The 24,992-nt window shown below is 69.1% G+C and carries 19 protein-coding genes; 10 read left to right on the forward strand and 9 right to left on the reverse strand.

The window, feature by feature from the left end:
- Positions 1–231: 231 nt before the first annotated feature.
- Positions 232–681, forward strand: a complete 450-nt coding sequence (locus AC559T_RS26145; protein ID WP_160144307.1) for a Tgt2/MlaC family protein — start codon at positions 232–234, stop codon at positions 679–681.
- Here the strand turns inward: AC559T_RS26145 and AC559T_RS26150 are convergent.
- Entirely contained in the window at positions 675–4,781 is a 4,107-nt protein-coding gene (locus AC559T_RS26150; RefSeq protein WP_498870416.1) for a bifunctional nitrate reductase/sulfite reductase flavoprotein subunit alpha, read from the reverse strand. The genes AC559T_RS26145 and AC559T_RS26150 overlap by 7 nt on opposite strands.
- A gap of 246 nt (positions 4,782–5,027) precedes the next feature.
- Here AC559T_RS26150 and nirB point away from each other — a divergent pair, with 246 nt between their 5' ends.
- The 3 genes from nirB to AC559T_RS26165 are packed head-to-tail and all read left to right on the forward strand — an operon-like array spanning position 5,028 to position 9,105.
- The gene (gene nirB, locus AC559T_RS26155) at positions 5,028–7,568 is read left to right on the forward strand and encodes a nitrite reductase large subunit NirB (RefSeq protein WP_498870417.1); all 2,541 of its coding nucleotides are present in this window, start codon (positions 5,028–5,030) and stop codon (positions 7,566–7,568) included.
- On the forward strand, positions 7,565–7,957 hold the full coding sequence (gene nirD, locus AC559T_RS26160) for a nitrite reductase small subunit NirD (protein ID WP_498870418.1): 393 nt from the start codon (positions 7,565–7,567) through the stop codon (positions 7,955–7,957). The genes nirB and nirD overlap by 4 nt, the downstream gene beginning before the upstream one ends.
- Complete coding sequence (locus tag AC559T_RS26165) at positions 7,954–9,105, forward strand: uroporphyrinogen-III synthase (RefSeq protein ID WP_498870419.1); 1,152 nt, start codon at positions 7,954–7,956, stop codon at positions 9,103–9,105. Before nirD ends, AC559T_RS26165 begins: the two co-directional genes overlap by 4 nt.
- 48 nt (positions 9,106–9,153) lie before the next feature.
- Here the strand turns inward: AC559T_RS26165 and AC559T_RS26170 are convergent, their stop codons facing one another.
- The 3 genes from AC559T_RS26170 to AC559T_RS26180 all read right to left on the reverse strand — a co-directional run bounded on the left by AC559T_RS26170 (position 9,154) and on the right by AC559T_RS26180 (position 12,667).
- Complete coding sequence (locus tag AC559T_RS26170) at positions 9,154–10,548, reverse strand: nitrate/nitrite transporter (RefSeq protein ID WP_498870420.1); 1,395 nt, start codon at positions 10,546–10,548, stop codon at positions 9,154–9,156.
- Between the two features lie 160 nt (positions 10,549–10,708).
- Positions 10,709–11,521 carry a sugar phosphate isomerase/epimerase family protein gene (locus AC559T_RS26175; RefSeq protein ID WP_498870421.1) on the reverse strand — a complete coding sequence of 271 codons (813 nt, stop codon included), beginning with the start codon at positions 11,519–11,521 and terminating at the stop codon, positions 10,709–10,711.
- Between the two features lie 111 nt (positions 11,522–11,632).
- A complete protein-coding gene (locus AC559T_RS26180) occupies positions 11,633–12,667 on the reverse strand; it encodes a zinc-dependent alcohol dehydrogenase (RefSeq protein ID WP_112107610.1) in 1,035 nt (344 codons plus the stop codon).
- A 102-nt stretch (positions 12,668–12,769) separates the two neighbouring features.
- On the opposite strand from AC559T_RS26180, the gene AC559T_RS26185 reads away from it, so the two are divergent.
- Positions 12,770–13,471, forward strand: a complete 702-nt coding sequence (locus AC559T_RS26185; protein ID WP_498870422.1) for a TetR/AcrR family transcriptional regulator — start codon at positions 12,770–12,772, stop codon at positions 13,469–13,471.
- A 208-nt stretch (positions 13,472–13,679) separates the two neighbouring features.
- On the opposite strand, the gene AC559T_RS26190 is transcribed toward AC559T_RS26185, so the two are convergent.
- Positions 13,680–14,399, reverse strand: a complete 720-nt coding sequence (locus AC559T_RS26190) for a hypothetical protein (RefSeq protein WP_235014276.1) — start codon at positions 14,397–14,399, stop codon at positions 13,680–13,682.
- Positions 14,400–15,137: 738 nt separating this feature from the next.
- On the opposite strand from AC559T_RS26190, the gene AC559T_RS26195 reads away from it, so the two are divergent.
- Positions 15,138–16,400 (forward strand): diacylglycerol/lipid kinase family protein, encoded by a 1,263-nt coding sequence (locus AC559T_RS26195; protein WP_498870423.1) that lies wholly within the window; start codon positions 15,138–15,140, stop codon positions 16,398–16,400.
- Positions 16,401–16,452: 52 nt separating this feature from the next.
- Here the strand turns inward: AC559T_RS26195 and AC559T_RS26200 are convergent, their stop codons facing one another.
- Positions 16,453–17,835, reverse strand: coding sequence for a hypothetical protein (locus AC559T_RS26200; RefSeq protein ID WP_498870424.1), 1,383 nt, complete (start codon positions 17,833–17,835; stop codon positions 16,453–16,455).
- A gap of 256 nt (positions 17,836–18,091) precedes the next feature.
- Between AC559T_RS26200 and AC559T_RS26205 the strand changes: the two genes are divergently transcribed.
- Together AC559T_RS26205 and AC559T_RS26210 are read left to right on the forward strand one after the other, a co-directional pair.
- Entirely contained in the window at positions 18,092–18,439 is a 348-nt protein-coding gene (locus tag AC559T_RS26205) for a carboxymuconolactone decarboxylase family protein (RefSeq protein WP_071064698.1), read from the forward strand.
- A gap of 128 nt (positions 18,440–18,567) precedes the next feature.
- Entirely contained in the window at positions 18,568–20,094 is a 1,527-nt protein-coding gene (locus AC559T_RS26210; protein WP_498870425.1) for a DUF2252 domain-containing protein, read from the forward strand.
- Between the two features lie 137 nt (positions 20,095–20,231).
- Here the strand turns inward: AC559T_RS26210 and AC559T_RS26215 are convergent, their stop codons facing one another.
- Both AC559T_RS26215 and AC559T_RS26220 read right to left on the reverse strand, forming a co-directional pair.
- A complete protein-coding gene (locus tag AC559T_RS26215) occupies positions 20,232–20,801 on the reverse strand; it encodes a hypothetical protein (protein ID WP_498870426.1) in 570 nt (189 codons plus the stop codon).
- Between the two features lie 31 nt (positions 20,802–20,832).
- Positions 20,833–21,315, reverse strand: a complete 483-nt coding sequence (locus tag AC559T_RS26220; protein ID WP_200835146.1) for a MarR family winged helix-turn-helix transcriptional regulator — start codon at positions 21,313–21,315, stop codon at positions 20,833–20,835.
- Between the two features lie 87 nt (positions 21,316–21,402).
- On the opposite strand from AC559T_RS26220, the gene AC559T_RS26225 reads away from it, so the two are divergent.
- Both AC559T_RS26225 and AC559T_RS26230 read left to right on the forward strand, forming a co-directional pair.
- A complete protein-coding gene (locus AC559T_RS26225) occupies positions 21,403–22,251 on the forward strand; it encodes an NAD(P)H-binding protein (protein WP_131627874.1) in 849 nt (282 codons plus the stop codon).
- A 401-nt stretch (positions 22,252–22,652) separates the two neighbouring features.
- Positions 22,653–23,651 carry a 2-hydroxyacid dehydrogenase gene (locus AC559T_RS26230; RefSeq protein WP_498870427.1) on the forward strand — a complete coding sequence of 333 codons (999 nt, stop codon included), beginning with the start codon at positions 22,653–22,655 and terminating at the stop codon, positions 23,649–23,651.
- 415 nt (positions 23,652–24,066) lie between these two features.
- Here AC559T_RS26230 and AC559T_RS26235 read toward each other — a convergent pair whose 3' ends face one another.
- Positions 24,067–24,750, reverse strand: coding sequence for a TetR/AcrR family transcriptional regulator (locus AC559T_RS26235; RefSeq protein ID WP_112104771.1), 684 nt, complete (start codon positions 24,748–24,750; stop codon positions 24,067–24,069).
- Positions 24,751–24,992: the final 242 nt, after the last annotated feature.

A 24,992-nucleotide genomic window follows, 5' to 3' on the forward strand; every position in this document is an offset into this window, starting at 1 on the left:
GCGCCAACCGTCGTTACTGACGGATGTAGGTCAGAGCCGTGACCGCCACGAGGGAGAGCAGAAGCGGGGCTAATCGACCTGGCCGGCGTCGTCTCATGCGCGCTCCTGATATTTGTGCACGGCAGAGGCCGCTGCCGCGTGTAAAGAGCTTGGCGGGCGCTATGACCCTAATGCCACAGTAGGTGTGCGTCCAGACGATCCAGAAATATTATCTGGCCGTCGACGAGCTTTGTGGCCGCCGTCGCCCGGTCGAACCATCCACGGGCAGCGGTCGGCCAACCGTGGAGGATCGCGAATCCGGAACAGAGGAAGCAGCTGACCGAGCTGTTCACGCAGGTGGCCGGGCGGTTCTTCGCGGATGCTCTCGCCCAGGTCACCACGTTCAAGATCCTGCCGACCAGGCCGAATGAGGAGCCTGGGACGGTCCACGGAACATTCCGCAGCACCGCCGCCCCGGAGACGAGCTCCGTCGCGTTCCGGTGGGTGAAGCAGGCGGACGGGTTGGAGCGCGCGGATTTCGCCATCGAGAGCCTGTGGATCACGACGACCTACCGGCAGCAGTTCGCGCAGGTCATGAATCAGGGATCGACGCCTTCCGAAGGTACTGACGATCCGTCCGGTCCCTACGCTTGGGGACATGACCGACAGCACGATCCCGCGCCAGTCGACTGTTGTCAGTAGACGTCGCGAAGGTAGCGCGCGTCGGCGGTGAGCTGTCGGAGATAGTCGCCGGCCTGTCCGGCGCTCATATCCCCGTGGTTCACCACGACGTCGCGCAGAGCGGTGTCGACGTCCTTGGCCATCCGCGCCGCATCTCCGCACACGTAGACCACGGCGCCCTCGCGCAGCCAGCGCCACAGCCGCGCGCCTCGCTCACGCATACGATCCTGCACGTAGATCTTGGCCCGCTGGTCGCGGGAGAAGGCCGTGTCGAGTCGGGTCAGCAGTCCCGACCGCGCGAACTCGGCAAGCTCATCGCTGTAGTAGAAGTCGGTCGCCTTGCGTTGCTCGCCGAAGAAGAGCCAGTTGCGACCGGTGTGACCGCGGGCCCGGCGCGTGTCCAGGAAGGCGAGGAACGGGGCCAGCCCGGTGCCCGGGCCGATCATGATCATCGGCGTCTCCGGGTCGGACGGTGGGGCGAATCCCGAGGAGCGGGCGACGGCGACCTGTATTGGCGTACCGGCCGGAGCATCGGCGAGGAACGCTGACGCCACGCCGGTGCGTGCCGCGCCCGAGGGTGCGTCGTAGCGCACCACGGACACAAGCGTCCGAATCCGCCGAGGCGAGACCTCAGCCGACGACGAGATCGAGTACCGGCGTTCACGTAGGGGCCTGAGGAGCTCGCACCACTCCTGCGCGGAGGCGTGCGTGCCGGTCTCGGCGATCACATCCACGGTCTGCCGTTCCCACAGCCACCCGTCAAGATCCGCACGGTCGCCGCGCAGCAGACGTTGGAGGTGGCGTGAGCCGCTGCGCTCAGCCACGAAGGCGAGAAACGCGCGGGATGGCTTCGCGATCTCAAGATGGTCGCGTAGGGCGACGGCGAGCTCTGTCTGGCCGAACTGGGGCAGTTCGACGATCGTGTCGCCGCGCAGACCTGTCGTGCTGAGCCATTCGTCGACCAGCTCGGCGCGATTGCTGGGCCGCAGGACGAGGGCGTCACCGGTCTCGTAAGTGAGGTCGCTGTCCCCCAGGTCGATCAGGAACTCGCGAACCTCCTTGGCTGAACCCGCGCCGCTGAGCAGCCGGTTGCCCGCCAGGATCACCCGGTGCGTCTCGCTCACCCGCGGGGCCCGGGACGCGCCCGAGGGCCGCGACACCGTCGGAGGCGCAGGCGCAGGCGCAGGCTCGGGTCTGGCGGGGGAGGCCCCTGCGCGAGCGGCAAGCACCCGGTCGAGCCAGGCCTGGGCCGCCTCGTCGAAATCCGGCTCGCAGTCGACCCGGTCGGCCAGGCGCAGTCCGCCGAGTTCGGCGAGCAGCTCGTCGATGCGCCGGCCGTGGCCGCAGAAGTCGCTGTAGCTGCTGTCACCGAGGGCGATCACGCTGAAGCGGACGTCGTCGAGCGGCATCGAGCGAGCTCGCAGCCTCGCCAGGAATTCGGAGCCGTTGTCGGGGGACTCCCCGTCGCCGAAGGTGCTCGTGACGACCACGAGGTCGGTGCGCGGGGCGATGTGGTCGATCTCGTTGAGGGACACCCTGGTGACGGCGGCGCCGGACTCGGTCAGCCTCGCCTCGGCCTGTTCGGCGACCCGTTCCGCGTTGCCGGTCTGGGAGGCCCAGCCGAGCAGCACCCGGCGCTCGCCTGTCCCCGACGAGATCTCGTGTCCTTCGGCCGGAAGGCGTGACCAGAGACCGGCCAGTACGCCGTTCACCCACAGGGCCGTCCGCGCGGTGACTGGTGCCGACGGCGGGAGCGTGGGTACCGAGGTGAGCGGTCCGCGCGCGAGATCGATGCCCAGACCAGCCACGAAGCCAGCCAGATAGGTGCTCTCGTCGTCGTTCAGCGCCGGGGCGGCCGTCCCGGCGAGCCCGAGCAGTCTCGCGACGGGTGCGGCGGAGGCCACGTCGCCCGCCTGAAGGGCGGAGGCCACGTTGCCCGCCGGAAGTACGTCGTTCGTGACGGTGGGCGGAGGCTGGGCCGTCGTGGGCGTGTGGACGCGCGTGAGCGCGACGGCACTGGCCTTGAACCCGGGCTGCAGGGAGACAGGGTCGACCGCGTCGGAGGTCGTGGCGTTCACCGCGAGGTACTCGCCGAACATGTCGTTCCAGTGGAACGGGGCGAAGCAGTCGCCCGGCTGGACCCGGTCGGTGACGGCGGCGGGCAGGACGGCGCGCCCTCGCCGCGAGGCGACCTCCACCTGGTCCCCTTCGGAGATTCCGAGTGCCGCGGCGTCGTCCGGGTGAATCTCGATGAACGGGGCCGGGTTGAGCTTGTTGAGTCGCCCGACGCGCCCGGTCTTGGTCAGGGTGTGCCACTGGTGCTGGAGGCGGCCCGTGTTGAGGAGATAGGGGTACTGCTCGTCGGGCATCTCCTGTGGGTCGGCGTGCGGCCGCGGCCAGAACTTCGCCCTCCCGGACGGAGTCGGGAACCGTGGGCCGTCGTCGGTCAGGTAACGGATCGGGTTGCGAGCGCCGGCGCCTGGCGGTGCGGGCCACTGCATCGGCCCGTCCCGCAGTCTGTCGTGGGTGATGCCGCGTAGGTCCCATCCGGTCACCGGATTCCACGCCTGACGCAGTTCGTCGAACACTTCCTGCGCACTGTTGTAGGTGAAGTGGTCGGCATATCCCAGACGGGCGGCGATCCCGGCGATGAGCTGCCAGTCGGCGCGTGCCTGGCCGGGCGGGTCCGCCGCGGGCTGGGTGAGGGTGAGATTCCGTTCGGAGTTCACCATCACGCCGGCCGTCTCCGCCCAGACGGCCGCGGGCAGGACGACGTCGGCGTAACCGGTGGTCTCCGTTTCGGTGAAGGCCTCGTGGACGAGGACGAACTCGGCCGTCTCCAGGCCTTCGATGACGGTGCGGCGGTTCGCCACGGTGGCGACCGGGTTGGTGCAGATGATCCATGCTGCCTTGATCGCCCCGGTCGACATCTGCTCGAACATTCCGATCGTGCCGTTGCCGTGGTCCGCGCGGATCGTGTCCGCCGGCAGGCCCCAGAGCTGCTCGATGTGTGCGCGGTCGGCGGGATCCAGGAGCGACCTCTGCCCGGGTAGGCCCGGCCCCATGTAACCCATCTCGCGGCCGCCCATCGCGTTGGGCTGTCCGGTGAGCGAGAACGGCCCGCTCCCGGTGCGGCAGATCGCGCCGGTCGCGAGGTGGAGGTTGATGAGGGTGTTGGTGTTCCAGGTGCCGTGGGTGGACTGGTTGAGTCCCATCGTCCAGCAGCTCATCCAGTTCCCGGCGGCCGCGATGAGTGCCGCGGCGGTGCGCAGGTCGTCCTCCGGGACGCCGGTGATGTCGGCGACGGTGGCCGGATCGTAGCCGGCGAGGAGGTCGGGCATGGCGGCCCAGCCCTCGGTGTGGGAGACGACGAACGACTCGTCGACCGCGCCGGAGGCGTGCAGCAGGTGAAGCAGTCCGTTGAGCAGTGCGATGTCCGTGCCCGGCCGGAGCTGGAGGAACAGATCGGCCTTGTCCGCCGTCGCCGTCCGGCGGGGGTCGACCACGATGAGCTTCGCGCCGGCCCTGACGCGATCCATCATCCGCAGGAACAGGATCGGGTGGCAGTCGGCCATGTTCGCGCCGATGACGAGGAACACGTCGGCGTGGTCGAAGTCGTCGTAGCTGCCGGGGGGAGCGTCCGCTCCGAGGCTGAGCTTGTAGCCCGAGGCGGCGCTGGCCATGCACAGCCGGCTGTTGCACTCCTGGTACTGGGTGCGCAGGAAGCCCTTGGCGAGCTTGGTGATCAGGTATTGCGCCTCGATGCTCAGCTGGCCGGAGGTGTAGATGCCGATGGCGTCCGGGCCGTGTTCGTCGCGCAGCGCCGCGAGGCGGGCGGCGGCGAGGTCGAGCGCCGTGCCGACGTCGACCGGGGCCGGCTCCTCGTCGCGGCCGGCCCGGGCGAGCGCGGTGGTGAGCCGTCCGGGCGCGTTGAGCATTTCGGCTGTGGTCGCGCCCTTGGTGCACAGCCGGCCACGGTTCACCGGATGATCGGGATCCCCTGTGGAACGGACGACCCGCGGGGTGTCCCCACCGCGGTCGACCTCGAGGACGATCCCGCAGCCGACACCGCAGTACGCGCACACGGTGCGGACCCGGTCCAGCGCGACCTTCGTGGTCACCGAAGCACCAGGTGCACTCTGCGGTGTCCTGTGGGTGGGGTGATGGGCGGCGCTGGCACAGGGCGACGGTTCCAGAGCCGGGTTACCCGGACTCGCGTGTCGGGTTGCGGTCGCGCAACCGTCCCCTCACCACGGCGGACGGCGCGTGGCGAGCAATCCGTTTCGGCGAAGTAACCGTGCCGACCGCCCGGGATAACTCGCGGTGGTCAAGGTGGCACCAACCCAGAGCGGAGAGGGGACTGCTTCATGCCCGCAACCCGCCGGAAGCACGTCGTCGTCGTCGGTAACGGTATGGTCGGCCAGCGGTTCGTGGAGACACTGCGGCAACGCGACACCGGGGGCCGGTTCTCGATCACCGTGGTGGGCGAGGAGCCGCGCCGTGCGTACGATCGCGTCGCGCTCTCGTCCTACTTCGACGGAGTGAGCGCCGCCGAACTGGACCTCGTGGCCGCGGGCACCTACGACAGCCCGCACGCGACGCTGCATCTGGACGAGTCCGTCGCGGCGATCGACCGGGCCGCCTCGACCGTCACCACCAGCCGCGGTCGCACCCTCGACTACGACGTCCTCGTGCTGGCCACCGGCTCGTACCCGTTCGTTCCTCCTGTCCCGGGCAGGGACCTCGAAGGCTGCTTCGTCTACCGGACCCTCGACGACCTGGACGCCATCCGCGCCGCTGCCGCGGCCGCGGCCGAACACACGCGTGGCCGCCGGGCCGGGCTGGTCGTCGGCGGTGGGCTGCTCGGGCTCGAGGCGGCGCGGGCGCTGCGCCTGCTCGGCATGAGCCCGCACGTGGTGGAGCTGGCGCCGCGGCTGATGCCGCTGCAGGTGGACGAGCCCGGCGGCGCGGTGCTCCGCCGACTGATCGAGCGCCTCGGCGTCACCGTCCACACGGCGACGTCCGTGGCCGCCGTCGAGCCCAGCGGCGGACGGCTGCTCGCCACCCTGGCCAACGGCACCGAGCTCGACCTGGACGTCGTCGTCTTCTCCGCCGGCATCCGTCCCCGCGACCAGTTGGCGCGTGAGTGTGGCCTTGCTGTCGGGCCGCGCGGCGGCGTCGCGGTGGACGCACGGTGCCGCACGACCGACGAGTCCATCTATGCCATCGGGGAGTGCGCCGTCGTCGACGGTCATGTGTACGGCCTGGTCGCCCCGGGCTACGACATGGCCTCCGTGGTCGCCGAGCAGCTGCTCGGCCGGGACGCCACGTTCACCGGCGCGGACCTGAGCACGAAGCTCAAGCTGCTCGGTGTCGACGTCGCCAGCTTCGGTGACGCCCTCGCGGCCACGGCGGGTGCGCTGGAGGTCCGAGTCGAGAACGCGGTGGAGAACACCTACGCCAAGATCGTCGTCTCCGACGACGCCAGCACGCTGCTCGGCGGCATCCTCGTGGGTGACGCGAGCCGCTATGCGGCACTGCGCCCGCTGGTCGGGCGGCGGCTCCCGGCGGACCCCGTCGCGATGATCGCCCCGACCGGCGGAGTCGACCTCGACGCGGGGGCCCTGCCTCGCGAGGCGCAGATCTGCTCCTGCAACGACGTCTCCAAGGGCGCGATCCTGGACTCGATCGTCGAGCACGGTCTCACCGACGTCGCGGGGATCAAGGCGTGTACGCGGGCCGGCACGACCTGCGGATCCTGCGTGGCCCTGCTCAAGCCACTGCTGGCCGAGGCCGGCGTCGAGGTCGGCACGGGGCTGTGCGAGCACTTCGACGTCACCCGGGCCGAGCTCTTCGAGATCGCCCGCAGTCAACGGATCGGCACCTTCACCGAGCTCGTCCAGCGGCACGGACGTGGCCGCGGCTGCGACACGTGCAAGCCCGCCGTGGCCTCGATCCTGGCCAGCCTGGGGCACGGCTACGTCCTGGACGGAGAACAGGCCGCCCTGCAGGACACCAACGACCACTTCCTCGCGAACCTCCAGAAGAACGGCACCTACTCGGTGGTGCCCCGCGTCCCGGGCGGGGAGATCACGCCGGAGAAGCTGATCGTCATCGGCGAGGTGGCCCGTGACTTCGGTCTCTACGTGAAGATCACCGGAGGGCAGCGCGTCGACCTGTTCGGGGCGCGGGTCGAGCAGCTGCCGCTGATCTGGAGGCGTCTGGTCGACGCCGGGATGGAGTCCGGCCACGCCTACGGGAAGGCGATGCGGACCGTGAAGAGCTGCGTCGGCTCGACGTGGTGCCGCTACGGTGTCCAGGACTCGGCCGGCCTCGCCATAGACCTCGAACTGCGCTACCGCGGCATCCGAGGCCCCCACAAGATCAAGGCTGGTGTCAGCGGCTGCGCCCGCGAATGTGCCGAGGCGCAGGGCAAGGACATCGGCGTGATCGCCACGGATGCCGGCTGGAACCTCTACGTCGGCGGCAACGGGGGAGCGCGCCCGCGGCACGCCGACCTGTTCCTCACCTCGGTCGACACCGGGACCCTCGTCAGGGCCATCGACCGGTTCATCATGTTCTACGTCCGGACCGCCGACCGTCTGCAGCGGACGTCCACCTGGGTCGAGTCGCTGTCCGCGGACGGTCAGGACGGACTGGCGTACCTGCGCGGCGTGCTCGTCGACGACAGCCTCGGCATCTGCGCCGAACTGGACGCCGCCATGGAATCGCACGTCGCGCACTACTCTGACGAGTGGGCCGACACCCTGGCCGACCCCGAGCGGCTCAGGCGGTTCGTCAGTTTCGTGAACGCACCGGAGGTGCCGGACCCGTCCATCCAGTGGGCGCCCGAGCGCGGCCAGATCAAACCGCTGATCGCCGGCCCGACCCTGGAGGTGGTGTCGTGAGGACCGTGGAGGCCGTGGAGGCCGCGAAGGCCGTGGAGACCGACGTGTGGGACAGCGTCTGCGGCTCCCGCGACCTCCCCGTCGAGCGGGGCGTCGCCGCTCTGCTCGGTGACGTCCAGGTCGCGATCTTCCGGACCTACGACGGCGCGCTCTTCGCCGTCGGCAACCAGGATCCGTTCACCGGAGCCTTCGTGCTCTCCCGGGGCATCGTGGGCTCCCGGGGAGAGACTCCCACTGTCGCCTCCCCACTTCACAAGCAGGTCTTCGACCTGCGCACCGGTCGCTGCCTCGACTCGGACGGCGTCGTCATCCCGACCTACCCGGTGCGGGAACGTGACGGTTACGTGGAGGTCCACGTCGGGACGGAAGCCGGGCGAGCGTCACGGTGACCGACTCCGGCCCGGTGACGGCGCCCGTCGAGCCGCTCGCCGGTTACACGGTCGCGCTCACCGCGGCGCGCCGGCGTGAGGAGTTCGGCGCGGCTCTGGAGCGACGCGGCGCCAAGGTCGTCTACGCCCCCGCCATACGCATCGTGCCGCTCGCGGACGACGCCCGGCTGCGGGAGGCCACCGAACGCTGCATCGCCGCACCCGTGGACGTCGTCGTCGCCACCACCGGAATCGGCTTCCGGGGCTGGGTCGACGCAGCCGAGACGTGGGGTCTCGCCGACCGGCTGGTCGCGGCGTTCGAGTCGGCGGACCTGCTGGCACGCGGGCCGAAGGCGCGCGGTGCGATCCGGGCGACCGGGCTGCGTGAGGCGTGGTCACCCGAGTCGGAGTCATCCTCCGAGGTCATGTCACACCTGACCGCCCACGGCGGCCTGGACGGCAAGCGGATCGCGGTGCAGCTGCACGGCGAGCCACTGCCGGACATGCTCCAGACGCTGCGCGCGGCCGGCGCCGAGGTCATCGAGATTCCCGTCTACCGGTGGGTCCCGGCGCAGGACATGGCTCCCGTCCGCCGCGTGGTGGAGTGCGTCGCGGCACGGTCGCTGGACGCGGTCGCGTTCACGAGCGCGCCCGCCGCCGCGAGCTTCCTGCAGACAGCCGACGAGATGGCGCTGCGATCCGCCGTCGCGGAGGCGATGCGCGGCCCGGTTGTCGCCGCCTGCGTCGGCCCGGTGACGGCCGCTCCCCTCGGGCGGGCTGGGATTCCGTGCGTGATCCCGTCGCGGGGACGTCTGGGTGCGCTTGTCCGGGAGATCGTGGAGCAGGTGCCCATCCGGCGTGGCCTGCGACTGCGCGTCGGCGAGCGCGCGCTGGACGTCCGTGGCCACGCCGTGGCCGTCGACGGTGTGCTCGTCGCGCTGCCCGCCGCCTCGATGACCCTGCTGCGCGCCCTGGCGGCCAGGCCTGGCTATGTCGTCTCCCGGGCGGACCTGCTCAACCTGACCGGCACGACCGACGAGCACGCGCTCGAGGTCGCCGTGGGCCGCCTGCGCACGTCGCTCGGCGACCCCGCCCTCATCCGGACCGTGGTGAAGCGCGGATACCGGCTCGACTGTGAGCCGGTATCCGCCTCCTCCGGGTGCCTCTAGGCCGTCTCGGCGTCCAGGTTGTCCCGGTGTCCAGGCCATCCCGGTGTCTCAGATGCCGGCGGCGCGATTCTCGGACGGACGGACATAGACGGCCCAGGTGACCGCGAGGCAGAGTGCGTAGAAGGCGATGAAGCCGACGTAGGCCGCGTCGCCGTTGCCGCTGCTCAGGAACGACTGGCGGAACGCGATGTTGACGAGCACACCGCCGAAGGCGCCGATCGCGCCGGCAATGCCGATCACGGCGTTCGCGATGCGCCGCGCCTCCTGGTCTCCGCCCATGCGTAGCCGGAACACCGCCGGGATCATCTTGTAGACCGAGCCGTTGCCGATCCCGCTGAAGACGAACAGCGCCATGAACCCGACGAGGAACAGCGGCAGCGAGCCCTGTTCCGAGGCGACGAGCACGACGATGCCGGCCGCCGCCATCGCGGCGAAGTTCCACAGCGTCGTCCGCGCACCGCCGAGGCGGTCGGCCAGCCAGCCGCCGACCGGGCGGACGAGCGAGCCGGTCAGCGGCCCGAGGAACGTCAGATACATGACCTTCACCGGGTCGACCCTGCCCGTTGCCGTGGAGAGGAAATGGGAGCCGAACTCGTTGGACAGCACCTGCCCGAACGCGAAGCCGAAGCCGATGAACGAGCCGAACGTCCCGATGTAGAGCAGCGAGATCAGCCAGGTGTGCACGTCGGCACAGGCGTCGCGCATCGCCCGCTTCTCGTTCCGCACGTTGGTGATGTTGTCCTGTAGCAGTGCGGCCGCCGCGATCGCGATCACCACCAACGGCAGGTAGATCGCGACCATGACCCGCGGATGATCCTTCCCCGCGGTCGCGATGACGAGCAATCCGATCAACTGGACAGTCGCGACCCCGATGTTGCCCCCGCCGGCGTTGAGCCCGAGCGCCGCGCCCTTGAGCCGTTGCGGAAAGAAGGAGTTGATGTTGGTCATGGACGAGGCGAAGTTCCCGCCCCCGACGCCGGCCAGTGCGGCCAGGATCAGCAGCGTCGCGTAGCTCGTCCCGGGCTTCAACGCGATCCCGGTGGCGATCAGTGGGACGAGCAGAAGCGCTGCCGAGATGACCGTCCAGTTGCGTCCGCCGAACTTCGCGACGGCGAACGTGTACGGCAGCCGCACAGCGGAACCGATCGCGGTCGGCACTATCGTCAACATGAACTTCTCGGCGGCGGCCTGCTTCGGGTCAGCGGAGATCCCGTAATTCGGGCCGAGGAACAGCACGAACACCGACCACAGTGACCAGATCGAGAACCCGATGTGCTCGGAGAACACCGACACGAGCAGGTTGCGCCTGGCGACCGCCCGGCCTCCTCCGTCCCAGAACCGCTCGTCCTCGGGACGCCAGTCCTCCAGCCATCGCCCCCGGATCAGTCCACCAGTCGACGGTGCGGTGGTGGCAGTCGGAATCGGATCCAACGTCGTGGTCATCGTTCCTCCGGTCGGCTGCGTAGTCCGGTTACCGTGATGACCCTAGGAACCGCGGATTGCCTGGGCGTTCGCGTGCGGGGGCGACGTCGCAACGGATCCCACACCGTGCGCGGTAGCGGCTGGTGAGGTTCAGCCGGGGCTGGTTGGCGGCCAGAACGAACTACAGCCGGGCCAGGAGGCCGCGAGTCGCCTCGACGCACCGGACGAGCCGGTCATGGGGGCTGACGCCGGCTTCTGCCTGTGAGCGAACCGGTACCTCGAGTCCGATCACCCGGTCGCGGGGCAGCGCCGTGAGCAGGTCGAGCAACGGCAGCTCACCCGTGCCCGGCACCATCCGCTCGAACATCGCCTCCGTCATGTAGTCGGAGGTGGCGGGAACCAGCGGCGCGTCGCTGAGCTGGATGTAGCCGACGACGTCGGAGTCCAGTGCCGCGATGTCGTCGGGAGTGGAACCGGACCGGATGATGTGCATCGTGTCGATGAGGAGACGGAAGTCCGGCCGCCCGACCTGGCGGATGGCGTGGAGCGCCGTCGGTAGATCTCCGATTGTCAGGCCCGGGCCCGGCTCGATGGTCGTCTCCATACCGAACGACGCCGCCAGCTCGGCGAGAAGTCCGAACTGCTGCACGCTGCGGTCCGGATCGGGATCGAGGGAGACGGTGTTGACTCGTCGGACACCCAGCTCCGCCATAAGCTCAAGATCGGGAACCCGGTCGCGGACATCAGAGCCCGCGCGGACGTTCATACCCTCGCCGAGCGAGATGGAGATGTCGCGGTCACGCATCGCCGCGATCATGTTCCGTCGCAGCGGGGCGTCCTCGCGTAACGAGAAGGGAGGGTAGCCCAGTGAGCTGTACGGATTGGATTCCAGGCCGGTGGAAATGTGCCGGCAGCCGAGGTCGGCGGCCAGGGAGACGAAGTCCACCGGTGGCATTCCGAAGACGCTGAGAAACTCGATACCCAAGCTTTCCATCGGTTTCGCCTTCTTTCTGTGGTGGCAGGGCTCTGCCGTGCCGGAGCCGACGGCGTCGCGGGGGCGGCGCGGGTCGCGGGATATCTCGACAGGGACGTGCGTGGCCGTCGCTCAGGCCACCTGGAGGGAAACGCGTACCGCGTCCTGGCCGGGCACGCGTCGATCGGCCAGCGCCAGCGCGTCTTCGAACTGTTCCAGCGGGAACGACGCGCCGTGGAGCACGCCGGTGGGCACCTTCCCCTCGTTGATCATTGTGCAGGCGCCGGCCAGGTCGAGGCCGCCGCCGGGCGCGATGGTCAGGTGACGCAGCGGGATCTGACTGACGTCGAATCCGTCGAGAAGCCGGTCCTTCATCCCGGCCGCGACGATCGTGGCGCCGGTCCGGGCGATCCGCATGGCGGTCTTCAGCGTCACCGGGTTGCCTGACGCGGCGTCGAGGACGACGTCCGCCATCGCTCCACCGGTGATCTCGGCGACGCGGGCGACCACGTCCTCGTTCTCCACATCGATGGCGTGATCCGCGCCGACCTTGAGCGCGGTGTCGAGTCGGAGCCGGTCGCCGGCCAGCCCGGTCACGATGATCGTTCCGGCGCCGGCCGCGCGGGCGCCGACGATCGCGGCCAGCCCCATGTGGCCAGGGCCCTCCACCACCAGAGTCTGGCCGGGCTGCACGGACCGGATCCAGGTGATCGCGTTGGTCAGGCACTCGTAGACCGTCAACTCGGTCGCCGGCAGGTCGTCGCGAAGCCGGTGGACCTCCGAGCCGGGCACGAGCTCCATGTAGTCGGCATAGCCGCCGAAGAGTCCGGATCCCTCATCAAGAGGAAAGTCGAACCCGTAAACCCTGCTCCCGGTTGGTCCGCGCACCACTGAACGGACCCCGACCCGGTCGCCTTCCCGGACGCCGAACTGCGCCTGCGCCTCCGGTGTGATCTCGTCGATCCGACCGACGATCTCGTGACCGGGAACGGCGGGGAACACCCCACCCGACGGCACCGGCGCGTGCCCCCTGAACTGGTCGACATCGCTGTGACAGATGCCGACCGCCTCGACCCGCAGCACCGCGCATCCCGGCCTTAACGCCGGCTTCGGGACCTCTCGAAGCTCCCAGGTCTCGTCACCCTTGAACACGATCGCACGTGGCACGTCAACGTCTCCTCGCAACGAAGTGAGCTTCATAGTTATCTGTCAGCCGACAGGCAAGTCAATACTTGACAGTCGACTGACAGATTCATAAAGTGACGGACCGTGACGGCGGCCAACGGGGCGAGGCGGACCCAGGCGGAGCGGCGCGCGGCCTCCGAGGAGGCGGTGCTGCGGGCCGCCGCCGAGCTGATCGCGGAGCGTGGGCTCGAGCGCGCGTCACTGCGCAGCATCGGCGCCCGCGCCGGGATCAGCCGTGCGATGCCCGCCTACCACTTCGGGTCGAAGGACGTCCTGATCACCCGGCTCGCCGAGCGGGCGCACGAACGGACGCTGGAGGCGACCAGGGAGGCGCTCAGGCAGGCGCACCAACGCATCGACGAGCTCTCCAGCCTCGAGGTGCTGCGGGCGACCATCGAGACCTACCTCCAGGTCTTCACCACAGCGGATTCCCCGGAGGAGCGCGCCGTCGTCGTCCTGTGGGGTGCGACCTTTCCCGCCGAGTCACCGCTACCGACCGTCCTCGAGGCGGACCGGCAGACGCACGAGCAGCTCGCCGACACGATCCGCGCCGGCCAGCAGGACGGATCGATCCGGGACGACATCGACGCCGACGCCGGCGCCACCATGATCACGGGAATGGCCCGCGGTGTCGCCGCGCTCTCGCTCACCCAACCCGGCACCGCCGACCTGGAGCTGGTGCGGACCCTCTGCGGTGAAGCCATCACCGCCGTACTCGGCACCTGCGGCGAAACCTCCTCCCCAGTCAAGGGACCAGCAGGGGCGCCAGACCGAGCTCAGCATTGAACGGTGCATCATCCACGGCGGCACGAGCGTGCTCACAACGCTGCGAGCATCGACTCGGCTCACGGGTGAAGCATGCCGTCCGGAGGCGCGTTCATATGCTCGCAGAACCCTGAACCCACAGGTGCGCGCGGCCGGGTCACCACGGGACCGGGATCGAACCCGTGGTGACCCCGGCGGCGGAATCGTCGCTGCGCGCCGGGGCCCTCGTTCACCGTGGCGACGTCGCCCGTCGCAGAACGCGCACCGGCAGCGACGCGTGGCCGGATGCCCAGACGTGTCGTTCTTCGTAGGACCACGCGTAGGTCGGGTTGCCGTCCCGTATGAGGCCGCGTAGCCCGGGAAGACCGAGTTCCAGTGCGGACCACTCGTACAACTGCTGAAGCCGCGGCTGGATCACGCCGTAGTCGAGTATCCGCCCGAGACCATGCTCATCCGCGAGGTAAACCTGCAGATCCGCGTCGGGTGGGTAGCGGTCGGGAAGGACCCGGCCGAGCGAGAGGAATATTCCCGCCATCCCGAGCCGCGGATCCCCAAGGGCCCGGCCCAGGACAGCGAGCCGGCCCAGCGACAGCCGCGGCGCCGCGACCAGCGCGTGCGCATACAGAACACGGAGCAGGACGACGTTGAGAAAGAAGCGCTCGGTCGTTGACTCCAACTCGGCGAGATCACGGTTGTCCAGGTAGGCGGAGACGATGCTCGCGTTGTGGGCGCGGTACCAGCTCCAGGAGGTCGGTGCACTGATGAACGCCGACCACAGGTCGATCGCCGGCGAGGACTGCTCCCCCCGCAGGCCACCCGAGCGCGCCATGGCCTCACAACCGTCGCGCAGCAGCCGGTCATTGACCTCCCGCCACCACCGGCTCCCTGGAGGGTCTGCGTCCGGAGGATTGAGCACCCCCCGCTCGATCTGCCAGTACATGAACGACATCGCCGCTCTCCGGAAAGGCAGGTGTCGCGGCGCGCGCCCGACCGGTCCGTGATAGGTGCGTGACAGAAGCGCCATCCGCCCCCGGGGGTGATCGCGCACCCCCGCGACCTGAGTCGCCGCCCACTCCGCGGCAGTTCCCGCCATTGGTCGCATCCCGGAAACCTCTCCCCGTCCGCGGTATGAGATGGCTGGAACATCTCCACGCAGGGTCAGTATGACTGGTCTGCCACAGAAACCCGACGACAAGTCCTTCCGGTCCGTCGACGCGGCCGGAGTGTCGCCGTCTCGCGCGAGCGGGCTGGACCGCCCGGCTGGCAGCAGACATCCGCTCCTGATCGAGTTGCCCACGATAGTTTCGGCTGGGATGATGGAGATAAAGCCGCGAGAGGTTGGTGGGAAACGGGATGGCAGGTTACTTCCGGGCTTGTGACCAGTCGATGTTCGGCGCCTTCCGGGACATGCTTTCCGTCTTTCTGTGGGCCGGTGTTTCCTTTTATGCTCTCGCCGATCTTCTCCGTGGCCGGGAACTGGTTGGGTGGTTGAGGACGGGGTGGCTTTCTTCCTGGTGAACACCGAGAGCTGGGTGGTGCGCGCCGTCAGGAGGACCTGATCGCGGCGGTGCTGTCATGAAGCGCGGAAGGATGGGAAATCGTGCGTTCCGGGATGGTTCGCCGGTCGGGGCGGCGTGCGGGAGCACCGGTGTCCCGATCCCGGCGGGCGGCGGCTTCAGTGGCGTTGGTGAGCTTCACCGCGGCGGTCGCGGTCATTGTCGCCCGGCTGATCGACCGGCCGATTGCCCTGCCGGTTTCGGTCGCCGCTGTGACGATCGCGTTGGTAGCGGGCTGGACGGCGCTGGTCGGACGGGGGCTGCGCCGCCTGAGCGCGGCTGTCGTGGCGGCCTTCGCGCTCGGCGGCCTGATCGTCTTCGCGGGGGTGGTCGGCCTGACCACCGTGCTGGTCACCGTGTGCCTGCTCGTCACGTCGGGAACCGCGGCGCGCGGAGCCTTCGGGCGGCACCGGCCGAAAGGGATCATGGTTGGAGCCGCCCGCCGCGGTGTCCTGCTGGTGAACCCGCGCTCCGGGGGCGGCGCCGCCGACCGCCACAATCTCGCCCAGGAGGCCGCCCGGCGCGGGATCGCGGTCGTGACCCTCACGCCAGGCGCTGATCTGCGCTCCCTCGCCGAGGACGTCGCCGACCGCGGAGCCGACGTGGTGGGCATGGCGGGTGGCGATGGTTCGCAGGCGGTCGTCGCCGACGTGGCGCGGCGGCGCGGGATGGCCTTCGTCTGTGTCCCAGCCGGTACTCGTAACCACTTCGCCCTTGACCTCGGCCTCGATCGGAAGGATGTCGCGGGGGCGCTCGACGCGTTCGACCTGGCTGTCGAGCAGCGCGTTGACCTCGGTCAGCTCGGTGACCGCGTGTTCGTCAACAACGTCTCGTTGGGCGTCTACGCCGAGATCGTGCAGTCCGACAGCTACCGTGACGCCAAGGTGGGAACGGCGGCCGCGAGGCTGCCTGACCTTCTGGGCCTGGACCGCGCTCCGCCGGATCTTCGCTTCACCGGCCCGGACGGTCGCGCCGGATCGACCGCGGACGTTCTGCTCGTGTCCAACAACGCCTACCAACTGCACAGCCTTGGTGGTTTCGGCACCCGGCCCCGGCTCGACGGCGGCCGGCTTGGCATGGTGGCATTGCGCGTCGATCGCGCCCGCGACCTACCCGTACTCGTCGCGCTCGAGTCCGTGGGTGCCATCAGCCGGTTCCGTGGTTTCCACCAGTGGACCAGCCCCACGATGCGGGTCGACTCCGCGCGACCGGTCAGCGTCGGCGTGGACGGGGAGGCGCTGTGCCTGCCGCCACCGCTGGAGCTGCGCTCGCTTCCGGCGGCTGTGCGCGTTCGGATTCCGCTGCACGCGCCCGGGGTCCCGACCGTGCGGCCGGGTGTCTGGGAGATGTTCCCCGCGCTGATCCGCATCGCGGGCGGCCGGTCGCCGGCATGAGCCCCGCCCATGCGGCCTCGGCGTGGGTTGACAGCCGACCCGGTCATCGTTCTCAGGGCTTCGTCTGCCCGATCGGAGCGGCCGGCGGCGCCGCGGCGCCATCGGAGGGCCTGCCGTCGGGGCTCGGTGCGGCGGCGGCGGCAACGACACTCAGCGCGGCCAGGGCGACGACGACTATCAGCAGGACGAGGGCGACCGATGACGGGGTCGGAGAGTTCCACAACGCCAGGGCCAGAGCCCCTGCCCCGATGACGATCCCGCTGGTGAGGCGGCGGTGCCTGTCCAACAAGCGTCCCGGGCCGCCGGTGCGCAGACCCACGCGGGCCATGGCCCGACCGGTGGCGCCGGTGGCGTGGGCGGCACCGGAGCGGATGGCGCGTGCGCCGCGTCCCGGCCCGTAGAGATATCCGGCGACCACGATGATGACGGCTATGGTCAGCCCGGTGAGCGCGCTGTTCCGCAGGAAACGGACGAGAGTGTCGTAGATGGCTGCTGCCGCATCCCGAGGCTGGGCGTCGGGCGGGACGGAGTCCAGATAGATCTGGCGTGTGACAGCCAGCCCCACCAGCAGCACGACCATCATCACGCCGATCCCGATGCCCGCGGCCATGAGCCCGGCGCGGTGCGAGGGCGCCAGCCACACGCCCAGCGCGGCGAGTGCCACAACGGCAACCGGCAGCCAGAGACCGAGGATGCCGAGCAGACGCATGACATCCCGAGCCCTGGTCAGTTTGTCGGTCTGCAGCAGCACGATCTGCCGGTCGACGTCGGGAATCTTGCCGGCCTTCTCGAAGCCGGCGTCGACCAGCCGATTCTGCACACTGTCGACGATCGGGCCGATGTCCAACACGATCGTGTCGTCCTTCGCCTGGACCGCGCGACCTCCCTCACCGGTGAGGACCTTCACCACTGCGGCGTGTGCCCGGCGGTTCGCATTTTCCCATACCTGGGGGAACTGGTCACTGGTGACCACCCCCTGAACCACCTGATGAACCGCGCTGGTCAGAGCGGCCTTGAGCGCGCCGGCCAGCGCGTCGGTGTGGTCCACGACAATGGGGGGAGCACCGGTTTTTGCGACGGCGTCGGCGAGCGACGCGGCGACCTGATCGGCGTTGACGTTACTGACGACCCGGTTGGTCAGACGGTCGATCACCATGTTCTGCACCGCGGGATCGGTGGCAAGCGGGGCGACGGTCTCCACGTACCGGTCAGTGTCGGAGACCGTCGTGTCTGCCCAGGCGGCAACCACGCCGAGTGGCGCCAGCAGAGCGGCTACCAGGAGCAGGACGGACGCCCCGACGGTCCGTAGCCGGTCGTGCCGCACCGTTGCCGCGCTGCGCAGCCGCTCGTACTCCGCACGCTCCCCGACGGACAGGGGACGCCCGCCGTCCGAACGCGCGGGGCCGTCGACGTCGCGGCCAGCATTTTCGACCATGGCGCAGTTCCTCCCGCTTTTGCCTGCGAGGCCGCCATCACGGTCCCGCGCCGCGCCCTTCCCGGAGAGGAGTGAAGCAGAAATCTGTCTGCAGGCGAGCCGGGGATGTGGCGCCGCGAAATTCTGGAAAAATGTCGAAATTCGGCTTCGTCGCCTTGATCTGTCGGCGTTGCATGTTTGCGGCTTGCCGGTCCCGGGCAACCAATCATAGGAAAATATCGTTGAGATGCAATCGGTCAGAACAAAGGAGAGAACAATGGCGACACAGGCTCCTGAGCGGACGCTCGGCGCGATCGCGCAGGGCGATGCGCCGGTTTTCGAAGAGATCGTGCAGATGCACTTGAACACACTCGAGCGGTCAGGCCTGGACGAGCGCACCTACCATCTCGTGCGCTTGGCGGCGCTTATCGCCCTGGACTCGGCGCCCGTCTCCTACCTGATGAATCTCGCCGCTGCCAAGGAGGCAGGCCTCACCGCCGCCGACGCGCAGGGTGTGACCACCGCCATCGCACCGATCGTCGGAAGTGCCCGGGTCGTGTCGGCAGCGGGGAACGTCCTGCGCGCGCTCGGCCTGGACGAGATCCTGAACGAGAACCCGGCGTAGCGGGAACCTGGTAGAGCGGTCCGGGCCGGTCGGGACTACGGTCGGGCGAGCACCGGCACGACCCTCGACGCCGGCTCCGCCGCCGACGTCGCCTCCGACCGGCCCGCCGATACGGTGTGAGGTAGAGCATGGCAGCTGTCGTCAGCTCGCCGCCGGTCGCGGCTGGTTCGCGGCCGCGGCTGTCCGCGAAATCCACACGACTGTCCGCGAAACCCGAACAACTCACGCCGATCGAACGTGCGGCACGGGGAAAGGACGCGAGGACGCGCGCGCCGCGCGGGATTCATGGCGAGTATGCGCCGGCGTCGGGCCGGGTCGATCCGGTCGACCTGCTCGAACGGCAGTCGGGGGCGCGGCTGCCTGAGCTTGTCCCGCTGCGCTATCAGCGCATGCTGGAGTCTCCGTTCCGGTTCTTTCGCGGTGCTGCCGCGGTGATGGCGGCGGATCTCGCCGGCACGCCGGTCTCGGGGATCGACGTCCAGCTCTGCGGCGACGCGCACCTGCTCAACTTCCGTCTGCTCGCGTCGCCTGAGCGTCACCTGGTGTTCGACATCAACGACTTCGACGAGACGCTTCCCGGCCCGTGGGAGTGGGACGTGAAACGGCTGGCCGCGAGCCTGGTCATCGCCGGCCGTGGCAACGGGTTCGCGCCGGCGGGCCGACAGGCGGCCGTCATCGCGGCGATCGGTGCGTACCGGGCCTGGATGCGCCGGTTCGCGGCCATGACCAACCTCGATGTCTGGTACGCCCACGTCGACGTGGATCAGCTGCAGGGTCGGTTCGCGGGCGTGTTGGGTCGGCGGTACTCCCGGCGTCTGTCCCGTGCGGCGATCAGTGCCCGGTCCCGTGACCGGCGGCGGGCGTTCGCCCGGCTGACCGAGGTGACCGAGGGCCAGCCTCGTTTCGTCTCCGACCCGCCGCTGCTCGTCCCGGTCCGCGAGCTGCTCCGCGGGGCCGAGCATGACCTGTTGACAGGTCAGCTCACGACCGTCATCGACCGGTACGGCGCCACCCTGGCGGATGACCGGCGTTCGTTGCTCGCCCAGTATCGGCTCGTCGATGTCGCGCGCAAGGTCGTCGGTGTCGGCAGTGTGGGTACCCGCTGCTGGGTGGCGCTGCTGCTGGGCCGTGACCGTGACGACCCGCTGCTGTTGCAGGTCAAGGAGGCGCAGGCGTCGGTCCTGGCTGATCATCTGCCCGGCAGTCGGTATGGCAACCAGGGGGAGCGGGTCGTCGCCGGGCAACGTCTGATGCAGGCTGCCGGGGACATCTTTCTGGGCTGGCAGCGGGTGGACGGCATCGACGGGCAGTGCCGTGACTTCTACATCCGCCAGTTGCAGGACTGGAAGGGCGTCGCGCTCCCCGAACGCATGGACCCCGAGGGCCTCGCCCTGTTCGCGCGGCTGTGCGGGGCGACCCTCGCCCGGGCCCACGCCCGCTCGGGTGACCGTGTGGCGATCGGGGCCTACCTCGGCGCCGGAGACGCCTTCGACCGGGCGATCGTCCGGTTCGCCGAGGCCTATGCGGACCAGAACGAACGTGATTTCGCGGCGCTCGCCGAGGCCGCGCGGTCCGGACGGATCAGTACGGCAGGTCAACGAGCGAACCGTGTGGTTGCGCGAGGTTCAGATAGGTCTCCAACGAGACGTCGTTGACAAATCGCTGTTGACGTACGTAAGGGGCCTCCGTCATGGATTACCCACTTCTGTCGGCCTTCTGGACGATGCTGCTGTTCTTCGGATTTCTCCTGTGGCTGTACGTGCTCTTCATCGCGGGGACGGGGGTGACCAGGTCAGTGCGGTGGCCGCTGACCCGGTTCGAGTGCGCCATCGGCAGCGTGGCGGCCCAGCTCGCCTGGCTGCGCGAGTACACGCGGGACGTACCAGACCGTGACGGAGGCGTTCTGGTCCACGGCCACCCGTCCGAGCACGCAGTCGTCCTTGCCGGCGGCGAGTGCGATGCCGAGCGGTGACGTCGGGGTGCTGCCCTCGGGCCGCGCCACCTCGACGCGAACGTCGGTGTCCGAGAACGACTTCTCGACCGCGAGGCGCACCGCGGTGTCGTCCAGCCGCTGCTGCGCGGGGATCTCCTCGAGCGTCCTGGCCAGGATTTCCAGGGTGCCGAGCGGGAGCGAAGGGGCGGGCGACGGCTCGGGAAGGACGAGCGCGGGAAGGTCGGGGCAGTCGATGTGGTCGGGCGGGTCGCGGTGGACGCGAGGGTCGAACCCGTACGCGTAGCATCGCACCGCGTGCGACGGATCATCGAAGACGGCGCCCGAGCCCTCGCGTGTGACGGAGATCCGCAGCACGACACGGCCATCCTCAAATCTGTCACCCTCGGCCACCAGCGTCTCGATCGTCACCTCGAGCCCCCCGTCGATTGATGGTTCCAGCTCAGCTGGCCGGTGAGGCTCGCCTGCCGGAGGCGCGTTCATAGACGCGCAGGGTCTCGACGAACAGGCTGCGCTCGGCCGGGGTCAGCGGTTGGAGGGCTTCGCGCCAGGCGGCGGCGCCCGGACCGAGCCATCCCTCGATCGCCGGGCGGCTGGCGTCGGCGATGCTCACGATGCGGCGCCGCCGGTCGTCGGGATCCTCGTGGCGTTCCACGACCCCGCCGCGGCTGAGGTCGGCAATCATGAGGCTGACTGTCGTTGGTGCCACCTCCAACCGTGTGGCCAGGGCGTTCACGGTCATGGGGCCGTCGAAGAGCAGGTAGGACAGCAGCGACAGGTGCCGGGGGCCGAGGGCCAGCCCGGCCAGCTCGTCCGGCGGCGGTGTCCGCTTGATCCGTCCGATCAGCTGCGGCATCAGTAGCAGGAGTGCTCGGACGGCCTCGTCTACGTCGACCTCGTCGCCGTGCCCGGGGTTGGTTGACACGCCCCTCCCTCGCGTAGTTAGCTTTGCCATGAAAGATGCTTTGCTAGCAAAGGTAATGTGTACCTCTGACCTCACCGCAGGAGTGTCATGGCCATTCTTGTCACCGGCGCACGCGGCAACATCGGGTCACGCCTGACAGCCAGACTGGACGCCGCCGGTCATCCGGTCCGCGGGTCGGCCCGCGACAGCACGACCCTACGGCTGCCTGGCGGAGCCGAGCCGGTCGAGCTCGACCTCACCGACCCGGGCGTCGCCGGAGCGGACGCGCTGCGCGGCGTCGACGCCGTTTTCCTCTATCCGGTCATCGGCTCGGTCGATGCGTTCCTGGAGATGGCCGCGAAGGTCGGCGTGCGCTATCTGGTGCTGCTGTCCTCGCCGGCGGCCTATGAGGTCGGGGAGTTCGACCAGCCCATCGGGTTGGTGCACCGCGCGGTCGAGCGGGCCGTCGCCGAGTCCGGGATCGCGCACACCGTGCTTTACCCGAGCTGGCTCGCCACCAATGCCCGGCGGGACTGGGCCGACCAGATCCGGACGACCGGGCGGGTCGCGATGGCCTTCGGGGACGCCTCCTTCACACCGATCCATCCCGACGACATCGCGGAGGTCGCCGCCGACCTGCTCACCCGCGGCACCCACCGGTCTCGGATGCAGATCCTCACCGGCCCGCGGTCGCTTCGGCTACGGGACACGGTCGCGGTCATCGGCGATGTCCTCGGCGTCGAGATCCCCGTGGACGATCTGACCCGTGAGCAGGCGCTGGAACGCGAGGACGGCGGCATCCCCCGCCCGATCCTGGAGACCCTGCTCGACGTGGCCGCGGCGAGCGTCGGCCTGACAGCCCCCGTGAACAACACGGTCGAACGGATCACCGGTCATCCGGCCCGGCCGTTCCGCTCCTGGGCCGAAGCCCACCGGAGGCACTTCCAGCCTCGCTGACGACTGGTCGGCATCGTCGTCGAGGATCTGGAGGGTCGGTCACAATCCGTGGATGCCTCTCGGCATCGCTCCTGCCTCGGCTGGCCGTGGCCGTCACCGTCGCATTCGCGGGCCAGTTGTGCGTAGGGGAGCCCGTCGCCGGGGATCGCCGGTTGGTCAGGGTCGACCAGGGCGCTCAACCGCGTCCCGCTATGCCTGGCGGTCTCAGGGGCCAGCGCATCACCTGCATGCTTTCCGGCCGACACGCCGGGCAGGCCTGGGGGATGGGCGCCGTGAGTAATGACATCGGGTAAAATGACGCCCAGCAAGGATGATCGTGGCCAGGTCGTGTGCTGCCGCCGTCTCTGCGTCGGTATTGCTCGGAAAGACACAGGCGCATGACGAAAGAACGGGGACGAAACGTGCGGGTCGCGGTCTTCTCGTCGAAGGACTATGACCGCCGCTTCCTGAGTGGCGCTCAGACCGGTAGCCTGGAGCTCAATTTTTTTGAGCACCGGTTGACCGAACAGACTGCGGGTCTAGCGCAGGGACATGGCGCGGTCTGCGTGTTCGTTGAGGATGAGGTGTCGGCCGGCGTGCTGACCAGGCTCGCCGCGGACGGCATCCGACTGGTGGTGCTGCGCTCGGCTGGGTATGACAATGTCGACCTTACTTGTGCTCGTTCGCTCGGTATTGTCGTCGCCCACGTGCCGGCCTACAGTCCGCATGCAGTCGCCGAGCACGCAGTCGCCTTGATCCTGGCCCTGAACCGCCATGTGTGCCGGGCCTACAACCGGGTGCGTGATTACAACTTCGCTCTCACCGGCCTACTTGGTTTCGACCTCCACGGACGCACCGTAGGAGTGGTCGGCACTGGGGCGATCGGCACCGTCTTCGCGCGGATCATGACGGGATTCGGATGTCGAGTGATCGCACATGATGTCAGACGTAACCCGGAATGCGAACGACTCGGCGTCGGATACGTCGCACTGAACCAGCTTCTCGACGAGTCGGACATCATATCACTGCACTGCCCGTTGACCCCGCTTACACACCACATCATCGATGCCGATGCGCTGGCTCGGATGAAGCGCGGTGTGATGCTCGTGAACACGAGTCGTGGCGGTCTTCTGGACACAGTCGCCGTGGTCTCCGGCCTCAAGAGCGGGATTATCGGCTATCTCGGAATCGATGTCTACGAGGAGGAGAACGCCCTCTTCTTCGAGGACAGGTCGGAACGAGGGGCGTTCGACGACGATCTTTTCGCGCGGCTACTGACGTTCCCGAATGTCCTGGTGACAGGGCATCAGGGTTTCTTCACCACCGATGCGCTGACGCGGATCGCTGAGGTCACGATCGCCAATCTCCAGGGTTTCGAACGAGGCGAAGGACCACAGTTCCCGATCAGAACAAGCGACTGAGAACGGCCGTAATTCGACACGGACCCCTGCCACGCCGGCCCTCATAAGCAGTGACGCGTTCATCCCCTGAGGCAGCCCTTGCCAGGGTGATCGCGCACCCCCGCGACCTGAGCCGCCGCCCACTCCGCGGCAGTTCCCGCCATTGGTCGCATCCCGGAAACCCCGGCCCCGTCCGCGGTAGTGCGATGGCTGGAACATCCTTACGCTGGGGCCAGTATGACCCGTCTGCCCACCGAAACCGACGACCCCGATGCCGCCGGGAACGGATCGAGTGGATCGAGCCCGGCCTGCCGACGGTGCCGATCCACCACGAGGGCGGCCCGCACCTGCTCCACGGACCATCGGGCGGCACTCGCGGCAACGATCGTGGCCACCTGACTTCGCTCCCGGCGGCAGTTCAGTGCGCCGGCCGTCACTACCGCTTTGTCTTGTCGGCTGCGTTTTCCTTTGGCGGGACCGGCGTCACCGGGGCCTGCCACAGGCCGACGAGCGCGTCGATCAGACTGGCGGCGAGGGCGTCCCAGCTCGGCTCGAGGGTCGGGGTGCCCTCGGCGAGGGCGCGTTCACGTTCGACGCACATCTGCGCGATCAGGTGACGTGCCATGACCCACCGAACGGCGCGGATGTCGGCCGACAGGTCGGGCAGACACTGGTTCAGGCCTACCAGGAGCAGGCGCAGCGAGGCGGATTTGAGCGATTCCTCGACGGTGATCCTGCGAAGGGCGGGGTCGCTCACGACCTGGGCGCGGAATCGTGCGTACCAGGTGGGGCTGCCCAGGGCGGCCAGGTGCTCGGTGAACGGCCGAACCAGGCAGGCCACCCAGTCGCGGAGGTCGCCGGAGCCGGCGGCCTCGGCGACAAGGTTCACCCGGACCTGCTCCATCTGGTCGGAGTGCCGGCGGGCGATCGCGCGCACCAGGTCGGCCTTCGTGCCGAAGTGGTAGCTGACCACGGCGTTGTTGCTCTGCCCCGCGGCCTCGCTGACCTGGCGGTTGGACACCGCGTGCACTCCACGCTCGGCGAACAGCCGCTCTGCGGTGTTCAGGATCATCTCGCGGGTCGCGCTGCCCCGCTCCGGCCGCACCGCCCTACCCGTCATCGTCGGCACCTCCCGCGAACCGGCCGTGGCGACATGATCGATCTGCCGTTCGCGCCAGCGAATTTAGTCATCTGATTTAATCCGATAAAACGTGTGAATTAATTGATCTTACGTCGCTCTCCTGGCCGGAGGCTCGTCTGTGTCCCACCCCCTCACCGGACCCGCCGATCTTGCCAGTTCCGCCGACGCTGCTGCCGACGCCGCTGACACAGCTGCCGATGACGCCGTCGTCGTCGCCACGG

Origin of the sequence: Frankia sp. Hr75.2 (assembly GCF_949319125.1) — a bacterium.
GTDB classification, from domain to species: domain Bacteria; phylum Actinomycetota; class Actinomycetes; order Frankiales; family Frankiaceae; genus Parafrankia; species Parafrankia soli.